This window comes from Paenibacillus sp. Pae15 (genome assembly GCF_024519685.1).
In the GTDB taxonomy this organism is placed as follows: domain Bacteria; phylum Bacillota; class Bacilli; order Paenibacillales; family NBRC-103111; genus Paenibacillus_G; species Paenibacillus_G naphthalenovorans.
Map to the genome: position 1 here is coordinate 1 of NZ_JALJRM010000053.1, position 10,874 is coordinate 10,874.

Sequence of the window (10,874 nt, forward strand, 5' to 3'; positions counted from 1 at the left end):
AAGCCCGGCAAATACCAGAGAGCGTAATGCTCACCCGGACGGGGAACGGCAACGGTCTTATGGTTTGATAATGAAAGTTGATAAAATCGTCAAGTACCTGGAACGGGCGTCGGTGAGCAGCAGCGTCTAAGCTGGTACGCAGGACGGCGCACGTGGCTGCGATGAACCGAGACGAGGACTGGTACCAAGCAGTGGGCGCAGCTGTGAAATAACAGTTGAAGATTGACCGAAGATGATCACCATCACCGGCGAAATCGATGGGGGCGCAGCGAGAACCATCCCTTTCGCGGGGATGGTGACACAAGTAACTCTAGCATTTGGAGGGAGGAGTTAGCGTGTCGTCTTTGTCTTTTCCCGAGGAGGAACTAGGAAATACAAATGTTGGACCAACGAAGGAGCCACAGGAACAATTCGCCCCGCTCAAGCCGCGTCTAGGCGGTTTTGTGAAGCTGATCGAGTTCACGGAGGTACAAGTGGCGGTCCTGAATGCGGCGGCTGATCGAATCATTCCCGGCGGCGAGGGGTTTCCTTGGCCCAGCGAAGTCGGGATAGTGCGCTTTATCGCGCGCTACATCACGCCGAGCGGCGAGGAGCCTAAATGGTTTCCTTTCGCCGGGGAGGATAACTTCAAGGCAGAATTGGATAAGCTCGGCGGAGACTTTCTCCAGGCAGACGCGGCCATGCAGGTCGAAATTCTCAAACGTATCGAGCAGGAGTCGCCAACCTTCTTCTCGCAGTTCAGAGATCTGGTTTACTATGGGTACTACTCGCGGCCCGAGGTCACGAAGGCAATAAACGAGAATCTCGAGGCAGGCCGTGATTACCGGAGCTCTCCGCAGCCCTACGGCTATTTGGACGTGATCGAACCGTGGGATGAATCGTTGTTCTCGCAAGTAAAAGGCTCGTATATCCGGACAGAAGATGTCAAGTATGTGAACGTCCGGACTCCGGATCAGCCGGGAGCTGCAGGGGGCAAGCCACCATCAAGTGAGGAGCATTCCAAGCCTTCCTGTAATGAAGAAAAATAGATACCGGGTTGCATTGGCCCCTAATGAAAACAAGCATGAGACGCATGTCATCCTTGGCCGTGAGCGGATAGAACCCTTCTGGCTCCAGCCTGCCGATTTTGCCAAGGTAAAGGCCATCCCGTTTGTTGAGGTTAATCCGTCGTTATGAAATGGTGAATAGAACGAGCATGTCGGAATAAATGACTCTGGAGGAGGGATCAAAATGGCGAAACATGTAGAAACGAACGTGCTGGTAATCGGCGCGGGCGCGGCCGGTGGCGCAGTCAGCAAACGGCTGAGCGACGCAGGGATCAAAGTCACGTGCCTGGAGCAGGGCGATTGGGTACACCCGCTCGACCACCCGCATTTCCACCACGAATGGGAGATCGAGAGGAAACGAGGTTGGGATTTCGACCCGAACAAGCGCAGGCTTCCGGAGGACTATCCGACCACGGGCAACGCAACTCCGTATGTATTTAACGCTGTTGGCGGCTCAACCAGACACTTCGCGGGCGCTTGGCCGCGTTTCAAACCGGTTGACTTTCGTAAGGGGACGGAGCACGGGCTGGAAGGAACGATCGACTGGCCAATCAGCTACGAGGAACTGGAGCCGTTCTACAATATCAATGACGCGGAGCTCGGGGTGGCGCGTGTAGTCGGCGACCTGGGGAATCCCAAAAAGCTGAAGGGATATGGTCCTCCTATCCCCCCGGGAAAGCTCGGCTTGAAGATGGCAAAGGCGTTTGGGAAACTCGGGTGGCACTGGTGGCCGGCAGACTACGCTATCCTGACCCGGCATAAAGACGGCCGTCTCCCCTGCAATGCGTGCGGACCCTGCTTAAGCGGGTGCCCGCGCGGCTCGATCGGCTCTACTGATGTCACTTACTGGCCCAAGGCCATCCGAAACGGTGTCGATCTGCGCACCAACGCGCGGGTTGAGCGGATTAACGTTGGCAAAGACGGGCGTGCTACTGGCGCGACTTACATCAACCGGATCACCGGCGAGCGGCACGAGGTTCGTGCCGACATCGTCGTGATGTGTGCGAATGCCGTCGGTACCCCCCGCTTGCTCCTGATGTCCGCCCAGAACGGACACCCGGACGGTTTGGCGAACAGCAACGGACTTGTAGGCACGCACCTCATGTTCCACAGCTGGGCTTTCGAAGATTTTTGGTTCGACGAGCCCATAGAAGATTTCAAGGGCCCCGAACCAGCGTCCCTGTACAGTCAGGAGTTCTACGACACGAATCCAAATCATAACTTTGTCAACGGATTCTCATTGCAAGTCGGGCGGGCAAACGGTTCAGCCTATACGGCGATGGGAACGACGAGTGGTTATCTTGCGCCGTGGGGGGCGGATCACCGGAAATTTTTCAACGAACACTTTGGTCGGCATGTGCTTGTCTATGTGCAGGGAGAGGATCTCCCGGTAAAAACAAACAGGGTCACGCTGGACCCCAAAGTCACCGATTCAAGCGGGCTTCCCGCGCCGCACTTGCACTACAAGCTGCCCGAAAACGACGCTCGACTCATCGAGTTCGGCAGGCAAAGGGCGCGCGAGGCTGCCGAGGCCGCCGGCGGCCTAACCGATTCAAGCAGTACGGGGGTTACAGGCGTTACGAAACCACCGCCAGGATGGCACATTATGGGCACCTGCCGGATGGGAAATACGCCGGAAGATTCGGTAACCAACAAATACAATCAGACCTGGGACGTACCTAACCTGTTCATCGTCGACGCCAGTTCGCTGCCGACCAGCGCCGCCGTCAATCCGACCAGTACCTTGCAGGCGCTTGCCGTCCGCTGCGCCGAGTACATCAAGAGGCGTCATTCCCACATCCTGTCGCAGAAGGTCACACCCGGCAATGCGGATGCACCGGGTTTTTGAACTAGCGCGAGTCAGTACCGTGTTCGAAAAGGTTCGATCAAAGCTTAACTTCATTGGCAACGGTGAGAGTTTAGCGGGTATAGGGAAAGCGAGGTTCTCGGCAGAGTACTTCTCGACAGTCGGTCCATGCTCACTGAATAACTCGCCCTCGCCCTCCTGCTGTCGGGTTGACACGTACGGTGACCGGGCGGGAAGAGCGGATGAAAGACCCGTGAGCACGCCTTCTGAGCGTCCGGGTTTGGTAGAGCAGGCAGCCGACGCGGAAGAGAATTTTACCGACTCGTTAGCCGAGGCCGATACTCGTAAAAGGGTCGCAAAACAGCAGAAAGGGTGAACAGAGCTCATGTACACCGTGACCATCTTGAACAACGGGGAGTGGGTTGCGCCGGGAACCGTGATCTACCTGCACGCCTTCGGTCGACACGATCCGGTCAAGATCGTGCAAAATTTCTTTCTTGTCCAAGGTAGAGGACACACGATTCTCATCGATACCGGCATAGACAATTTAGAAGGCTACCTGACCGAAGAGCAAATAAGGCGCTGCGTTTCCGCTCCAAGCCGTACGACGGAAGCGCTGCTGCGACAAGCCGGCGTGGCGCCAGAGGACGTGGATACGCTGATCCTGACGCATCTGCATTTTGACCATTACATCAATGCCCGCCTTTTCCCGAATGCTCGCATCATCCTCAACCGTCGCGAGTGGCTCTATGTTCTTATGCCCGAAAACAAGCGTTACGCTCCCCGGGTTGGTTTCCCGCGCGAGGCGTTCGGCTGGCTGGCGAACGAGGCGTGGGAGCGCCTTGAGCTAGTCGACGGCGAAGTGGAGGTACTGCCGGGCATCCGGGTGATCTGGACCGGCGGCCACAGCCCCGGCCACCAGATGGTGACCGTCGAGACCGCTCAGGGAATCGTCATCATCCCCGGCGACGAAATCTATATGTACGAGAACCTCGAAGCCGACATTCCCATCGGTTACTACTATAACTTCGAAAATGTGGTTGCCGCTATGGATCTGATACGCGGGATGGACGCGATCGTGCTGCCGGCCCACGACCCTAAGGTACACGAGCTTTATCCGTCCTCGAAGATCGGGTAAACTAATGCAATCTCATCTACTACCTATCAAATGGCTTTGATCTTTTTAATCTATAACCATAACGAAAGGATTGAAATCGATGTCCATACCGAAAAAAACGATTTTGCCGCAAGAAGTAGTGAGTAAAATGTTAAATTATGCCATGGACAAAGCGAAAGAGCTGGATATACAAATATGCGTTGCTATTCTGGATGACGGCGGGAATTTAGCAGGATACATAAAAATGGATGGAGCCCAGCTTATTCCCAGTCAACTTGCCCAAAACAAAGCTTATACAGCCGTTGGCTTTGGCATCCCTACAGCGGATTGGTACCCGATCATTAAAGACACCCCTTCATTATTGCATGGACTTGTACACGCCGACAGAATGACGATTTTTGGAGGGGGCTGCCCCATATATATCGAGGAGCAATTGGTAGGGGGGATTGGAGTTTCGGGCGGTACGGCAGATCAAGACGCCGAATGTGCGCAAGCGGCGCTCCTGGCCATCGAAGAGCTTGAAATGAGTACCCCTTAAATTTTATTTCAATATCGTTTTTGGTGCAGCAAAAAAAGAGTCTTGGCCTTATTCTTGTCCCAATAAGACCGGGACTCTTTTAGATGAAAGAAGATGAACTTTTGTTATGCTTAACAGCTTCAACTGCCCGGGAATTTATAGGAACGGAGGATCGCAAATGGGAGTAGAAGATGATGACGTGCTTATTTCGATGACCGGAATTACCAAGGAATTTCCCGGTGTGAAGGCGCTTGAAAACGTTTCGCTCGAAGTGCGAAAGGGCGAAGTGCTGGCACTGGTAGGAGAAAATGGTGCCGGCAAGTCTACTTTGATAAAGATTTTATCGGGTTTATATCGCAAGGATAGCGGGGAAATCCGGGTTCGGGGGAAATCTGTAGAAATACAAGATGCCAGACATGCTCAAGAACTTGGGATTAGTACCATATTTCAAGAGCCGACGCTAGCCCCTCATTTAACTGCAGTGGAGAATGTATATCTCGGACGGGAAATTTATAACTCGTATCTCGGCGGTGCAGTGGAAATTCTAAATGAAAAAGAAATGTACCGGGAAACGGAGAAGCTTTACCGGAATTTCTTCTCTACCGTAGAGGATTTGAAACGGCCGGTAGCCGAGCTTGGCGCTCTGAAAAATCGCGTTATCGAGATTACGAAAGCACTTTCTGTCAAGGCCTCTGTCGTCATTATGGATGAACCAACAGCTGCTCTTGCCGAACACGAACGCGAAGTTTTATTCGACTTTATTCGTGCCCTAAAGGAACAAGGCGTATCGATCATTTATGTATCCCATCATCTCAAAGAGCTGTTCTTGCTGGCCGACCGCTTTCATGTCATGCGTGACGGAAGGCACATAGCAACAGTGAATGCCGAAGAGACCGATGTTGACCGGCTCGTTTCCATGATGGTAGGGCGTGAGATATCGAATTTCATTGCAAAAGAAACCGTTCCAATCGGCAAAGAAGTTTTGCGAGTGACAGATGTAAACCAGCCAGGGGTTTTAAAAAATATCCGTTTCCATGTGAAAGAAGGAGAAATTGTAGGGATAGCCGGGCTTGCCGGTTCAGGACGAACGGAAACCGTACGGGCAGTTGCAGGTGCTGATCCAATCCGTTCAGGAACCATAGAAGTCAATGGGAAACCCATTCGAATTCAGTCTCCGCGTGATGCCATTCGTGCCGGTATCGGCTTGCTCCCGGAAAACCGGAAATTGCATGGGGCGTTAATCGAAATGTCAGTCAGCAAAAATATAACCATCGCTTCGATGAAACAAATTCTTTCAAAAAAGTTTATTTTAAAGAAAAAAGCAGAATTAGATATCGCATCGGATTATGTAAAACGTTTAGGCATTAAGACCCCTTCTGTGCATCAAAACGTAAGGTTCTTAAGTGGCGGCAACCAGCAAAAAGTCATTCTGGCTAAATGGCTCTTCACCAAGCCCAAAGTGTTGATTTTTGACGAACCGACGGTAGGAATTGATGTAGGCGCAAAGGTCGAGGTTTATCATTTAATGGCAGAGTTTGTACGTAATGGGGGAGGAATACTTATGGTTTCCTCCGACCTGCCTGAGCTTATGGGACTCTCCGACCGGATCTATGTAATGCATAAAGGAGAATTTGTACATGAATTTTCACGTGAGGAAGCTACAGAGGAGAACATTATGTACTACGCTTCAGGAGGACATAAATGATGATGAATCCTAAAATTTTAACCCATTCCTATAAAGCAGCTCATTCTAAAAATCGTTTTTTTATCCTTATGACACGCGACGGGGTTGGCGTATCCGTTATCCTCATCCTGTTATTTCTGTTTTTGGCCGTGACGGCGCCAAACTTCCTGACGGTCGGAAATTTATTAAACGTATTGGTGCAATCGTTATTCGTTATGCTGGTTGCTTTTGGAACCGTATTTGTGCTTTCAACGGGCGGCATTGATTTATCTGTCGGGTCGGTGCTTGGACTCGCTGGCGGAGTTACCGGTTGGTTAATGATGAGTGGCTCAACCATGTGGATCGCCATCTCGGCAGGATTATTTGTAGGTTTACTCATTGGGACCATCAATGGGCTCATCATCACTAAATTGGGGGTTTCGGCCTTTTTGGTGACCTTTGCCATGCTATATATCGCACGGGGACTGTTATTCCTGCTCACGAAAGATGAACCCATTCGTAATTTTGTCACTCCGGAGTTTGCCTTTCTTGCTCAAGGAAAAGTGCTGGGAATTCCGATGCCGGTTTTGATCACATTGGTCATTTTTCTGGTATTGTATTTTATCTTCAAATCTACCAGTTACGGACGCCTTGTTATAGCCACAGGCTCCAATACAGAAGCAGCACGCTTATCCGGTGTGTCTACGGATAGAATCAAAATCAGTGTGTATGCCATTTCGGGATTGCTCGCAGCAGCAGCCGGTATCCTTCTGACTTCACGTCTAACGTCTGTGCAGCCATTAATGGGCTCAGAATATGAGCTGAATGCGATCGCTGCAGCCGTCATTGGCGGCACAAGTTTGTTTGGCGGCAAGGCAAGTGTGGTTGGGGTGGCGATTGGCGCTTTAATCCTTGGACTTGTATCCAACGGTTTGGATCTTCTTTCCGTGAACCAGTTTTATCGTTTAATCATTACCGGGCTGATCATTATTATTGCAGTAACGATTGAACGTTATTTAGCCGCCAAAAACTGATATGAGCCATACCGTCGAAAATAAAGATACGTCAAGAGGAGGGTGTGACATTGGAAAATAAGGGTTTGGAAATGATGGGCAGGCAACACGCCTTCGGGTTTTCCCTAAAAATCGACCGGCATCTCCTGGGCCTCTTCATAGTCCTGGGAGTAATCATAATAGCGATGTCGTTTTTCTCGGAAAAATTTTTAACTCATACGAATCTTTTCAACGTGCTGCAGCAGGCTTCATTCGTCATGATATTGGCTTTTGGCATGACCTTTGTCCTTTCAACGGGCGGTATTGATTTATCGGTTGGATCTATATGCGGTATATGCGGTGGAATGGCTGCATGGTTGCTTAAACAGGATGTTCATGTTGTCATAGCGGTTGCAACGGCCTTAATCCTTGGGGCATTCATAGGTGCCGTAAACGGGCTTACCATTACTAAATTAAATATATCTCCTTTTATGGCTACGTTAGCCATGATGATTATTCTGCGAGGTATCTTATACGTTTGGACTGGAGCCATTCCTTTCCGTTCATATATGACCAACGGTTTTCAATTTCTTGGCTCGGGACGCATTTTTGGCGTGCAGTTTCCTGTGATTATAGCGATTGTTCTGCTTATCGCGCTCCTAATCGTATATCGGAAAATGAAATTTGGCCGCCATATTCTGGCTCTGGGAAGCAGTGAAGAGGCGGTTCGTATATCGGGCATCAAGGTCGATAGGCTGCGCATTAAGGTCTATGCACTATCCGGGCTTACCGCCTCAATAGCAGGTGTTCTTCTGGCTTCGCGTCTTACCACGGTAAATCCTGAAATGGGCAAGGGCTACGAGTTGGAGGCTATTGCTGCTGCGATCATCGGAGGAACGGCATTAGCCGGCGGGAAAGGAACCTTAATCGGAACTGCGCTCGGGGCCATTATTTTATTTATGATCAAAAATGCCATGAATCTTAACAATGTGAATCCGTATTGGGAGACCATAGTTATAGGCTTCATTATTCTTCTTGCCGTATCCGTACCGATTTTGGCCGGTTACTTCAAAGACAAAGTGAAAGCTGAAAGGGGGTGAGACAAAGAGACAAAAAACGTTTAATCCTTGATATTTCTTAGAAGGTGAGCGGGGACGTGTGAAGCTGTACAGAAAAAATTCCATTAAAATGAAGGAGGCAGGTCTATCTTATGTCGTTCAAAAAATTGAGATGGAGTATTTTATTTTTATCTTTATTTGCCATTTTGACAGTGTCAGGTTGCGACAATTCTTCTGCGCCTCAAGAGAATTACAGTCTGCCATCTGGCAGCGTTTATCAGTGGGGAGACAGCCATTTTGAACAATTTGTGAGAGAAGCAGCAAACGGGACTACACTTAAAATCGGATTTTCACCGCCGGCCGCTTCCGAGCATTATGACATTTTTGAACATGCCGCCAATACGATGATGAATGAATTAAGTGACCGATTTGGTGTGAAATTCGAGTTTCAGATGGCAGCACCGGGTAATTTTCAGTCGGTAGAGTCGCAAGTGGCAACCATCGAAAACTGGACGTCACTAGGATTTGATGCCATATTTGTTTGTACTACCGGTGATTTTGATTCTATGAACGCCGTCTATGAGAAGGCGATGAAACAGGGAACCATGATTTATTTGTTTAATATGCCGGCTGAAATGTGGGATGAAAACGATTTGAAGGCGGTCTCGGTAATCAGTTACAACAATCATTACCAGGCAGGGTATCTTGTAGGTCAATATGCAGCTGAAAAGTTAGGCGGAAAAGGCGATATTTTGTTGGTATGGGGTTTACCCGGTTACTTTGCTACTTCACGTAAAAATGGTTTCTTGGAGGCGATTTCAAAGTATCCCGATATGAAAATCGTAGGAGAACAACGCGGTGATTACGTTCGGGACAAAGGGATGCAGGCTGCCGAGAACCTGCTGCAAGCACATTCGAATGTCGATTTAATCTATGGAGAGAATGAGGAAATGGCTCTGGGCGCCGTGCAGGCCGTCGAAGGACGCGGTCTAAAGCTGTGGGATGGCAAGGAAGGCATTATGGTTATCGGTGCGGACGGCCTGAAGTCCGGTTTTGAGTCGATCCGTCAAGGGAAGCTGACAGCTACTGTTGATGTCGGTACGGTTGATATGGGGCGTGAATTAATTAAATCTGTTTTTATGCACCAAGTTCTGGGCTTCTCTATTGATAAGATTCAGAATGTTCCGACGGTTATTGTTGATAAAGATAATGTGGATATGAGAGAAGCTTATGTAGACTGGGCGCTTGGCACAAAACGTAAATAAACGGATTGGTGGGCAGCGACTAAAATGACGTCCCAAGTGAAGAATGATTCACTTGGGATCGTTCCGCCACCAAACAAACGGCTTTTACTTCATGCCTGCCCGTAATCAGAACCCTATTGCTAAATTTTGAAAAAGATGTTGATTAATTTTAAAAGCTGTGTTAAATTGGAAGCGTTGACATGATTGTATACAATGAAATCCAATTTGAGTCATGAAAACGAATATTACAGTATACACTTTGAATATGAACCATACGATATTCAGTAAATGTCGAATTATATAACGAATTTCAACATCATTGTATACATAATATTATGATTATGTTAAGCGCCGGAATTGCGGCAAGTGTAATGAATGATCAAACGATAGACTTGCTGCAGGAGGCACTGGAGAAGGCCGCTCAAGAACCTGAAAGCGGAAACAAGGAGCAGTCCTTTGAGTTGGGAAACCAATTGCATGAGCTAGTCCTTGACGTGGCGGGCAACCAGAAGGTTTTGGTAAATATGGAATGAACCCCCCAACTTTGTGAGGAGGAACGATATGAAAATAAAAAGTATCCAAACGTATATATTGCGAACGCCGTTGGGTAATGAACGTTTTTACTCTTCCCAGTGCTCTTTTCCGGAGAGAAACAGTTTCATCGTAAAAGTAGAGACGGACGATGGGCTCGTGGGGTGGGGGGAGGGAGGGCAATACGGTCCTCCCGAACCCGTCGCAGCTGTTGTTAAACACGTCTTGGCACCCAAATTAATCAATCAGGAGCTGCAAAATCCGATGAAAATTTGGGAACAGCATTATGCAGATACGCGGGATTTCGGACAAAAAGGAACGTATATTGAAGCGTTAAGCGCAATAGATATCGCTTTATGGGATATCTATGGCCAGATGCTGCATCAACCGGTACATAACTTGATTGGAGGCCCGTTTCGGAAAAGCATAACGGCCTATGCCACAGGCTGCTACTACAGAGGCGAGGATGTTCTCAATTACAAGGCATCACTGCCCAAGTTGGCTGAAGAAGCTCGTTCTTACGTGGACGCGGGATTTCAGATTTTAAAAATGAAAGTAGGCTTGTTGTCCATAGAAGAGGATATAGAGCGGGTGAGAACCATTAGAGAGGCCATCGGGCCCGACACTTGCCTATTGGTGGATTGCAACCATGCCTATAATGTTTTTACGGCAGTGAAAATGGCGAAGGAACTTGAAAAATTTAATGTCAGGTGGTTGGAAGAACCCGTGGTGCCGGAGGACCGGGCGGGTTACCGCGAGGTCAGATCTTCAACAAGCATTGCCATTGCAGGAGGTGAGTGCGAGTTTACCCGATTTGGTTTCCGGGATTTATTTGTAGGGGGCTGTGTAGATATAGCCCAACCGGATATTTGCGTTTCCGGAGGTTTTTCCGAATGGAT

At 49.2% G+C, this 10,874-nt stretch carries 11 protein-coding genes; all 11 read left to right on the forward strand.

Features of this window, described 5'->3' with window-relative positions; all coding sequences use genetic code 11:
* Window positions 1–335: 335 nt before the first annotated feature.
* Window positions 336–1,028, forward strand: coding sequence for a gluconate 2-dehydrogenase subunit 3 family protein (locus tag NR121_RS24470; RefSeq protein WP_171006051.1), 693 nt, complete (start codon window positions 336–338; stop codon window positions 1,026–1,028).
* A 202-nt stretch (window positions 1,029–1,230) separates the two neighbouring features.
* Window positions 1,231–2,895, forward strand: coding sequence for a GMC family oxidoreductase (locus NR121_RS24475; RefSeq protein WP_256832095.1), 1,665 nt, complete (start codon window positions 1,231–1,233; stop codon window positions 2,893–2,895).
* A gap of 211 nt (window positions 2,896–3,106) precedes the next feature.
* Window positions 3,107–3,229, forward strand: coding sequence for a hypothetical protein (locus NR121_RS24480; protein WP_256832096.1), 123 nt, complete (start codon window positions 3,107–3,109; stop codon window positions 3,227–3,229).
* 9 nt (window positions 3,230–3,238) lie between these two features.
* On the forward strand, window positions 3,239–3,991 hold the full coding sequence (locus tag NR121_RS24485) for an N-acyl homoserine lactonase family protein (RefSeq protein WP_054820191.1): 753 nt from the start codon (window positions 3,239–3,241) through the stop codon (window positions 3,989–3,991).
* Window positions 3,992–4,070: 79 nt separating this feature from the next.
* Window positions 4,071–4,508, forward strand: a complete 438-nt coding sequence (locus tag NR121_RS24490) for a GlcG/HbpS family heme-binding protein (RefSeq protein WP_062408306.1) — start codon at window positions 4,071–4,073, stop codon at window positions 4,506–4,508.
* A 220-nt stretch (window positions 4,509–4,728) separates the two neighbouring features.
* Window positions 4,729–6,192 (forward strand): sugar ABC transporter ATP-binding protein, encoded by a 1,464-nt coding sequence (locus NR121_RS24495; RefSeq protein ID WP_212741270.1) that lies wholly within the window; start codon window positions 4,729–4,731, stop codon window positions 6,190–6,192.
* Entirely contained in the window at window positions 6,189–7,184 is a 996-nt protein-coding gene (locus NR121_RS24500; protein ID WP_256832097.1) for an ABC transporter permease, read from the forward strand. The genes NR121_RS24495 and NR121_RS24500 overlap by 4 nt, the downstream gene beginning before the upstream one ends.
* A 50-nt stretch (window positions 7,185–7,234) precedes the next feature.
* The gene (locus tag NR121_RS24505) at window positions 7,235–8,242 is read left to right on the forward strand and encodes an ABC transporter permease (RefSeq protein WP_054820197.1); all 1,008 of its coding nucleotides are present in this window, start codon (window positions 7,235–7,237) and stop codon (window positions 8,240–8,242) included.
* A gap of 110 nt (window positions 8,243–8,352) precedes the next feature.
* Window positions 8,353–9,465, forward strand: coding sequence for a sugar ABC transporter substrate-binding protein (locus tag NR121_RS24510; RefSeq protein ID WP_062408310.1), 1,113 nt, complete (start codon window positions 8,353–8,355; stop codon window positions 9,463–9,465).
* Between the two features lie 320 nt (window positions 9,466–9,785).
* Window positions 9,786–9,977 (forward strand): FCD domain-containing protein, encoded by a 192-nt coding sequence (locus NR121_RS24515; protein ID WP_375162542.1) that lies wholly within the window; start codon window positions 9,786–9,788, stop codon window positions 9,975–9,977.
* Window positions 9,978–10,005: 28 nt separating this feature from the next.
* A partial coding sequence (locus tag NR121_RS24520; RefSeq protein WP_256832099.1) for a mandelate racemase/muconate lactonizing enzyme family protein occupies window positions 10,006–10,874 on the forward strand: 869 nt, incomplete at its 3' end.

What these genes read in the sequence shown, in the direction of transcription:
- NR121_RS24500 (WP_256832097.1), top strand. Translation starts at nt 6,189, where the DNA reads ATGATGATGAATCCTAAAATTTTAACCCATTCCTATAAAGCAGCTCAT.
- NR121_RS24515 (WP_375162542.1), top strand. Translation starts at nt 9,786, where the DNA reads ATGTTAAGCGCCGGAATTGCGGCAAGTGTAATGAATGATCAAACGATA.
- NR121_RS24475 (WP_256832095.1), top strand. Translation starts at nt 1,231, where the DNA reads ATGGCGAAACATGTAGAAACGAACGTGCTGGTAATCGGCGCGGGCGCG.
- NR121_RS24510 (WP_062408310.1), top strand. Translation starts at nt 8,353, where the DNA reads ATGTCGTTCAAAAAATTGAGATGGAGTATTTTATTTTTATCTTTATTT.
- NR121_RS24485 (WP_054820191.1), top strand. Translation starts at nt 3,239, where the DNA reads ATGTACACCGTGACCATCTTGAACAACGGGGAGTGGGTTGCGCCGGGA.
- NR121_RS24490 (WP_062408306.1), top strand. Translation starts at nt 4,071, where the DNA reads ATGTCCATACCGAAAAAAACGATTTTGCCGCAAGAAGTAGTGAGTAAA.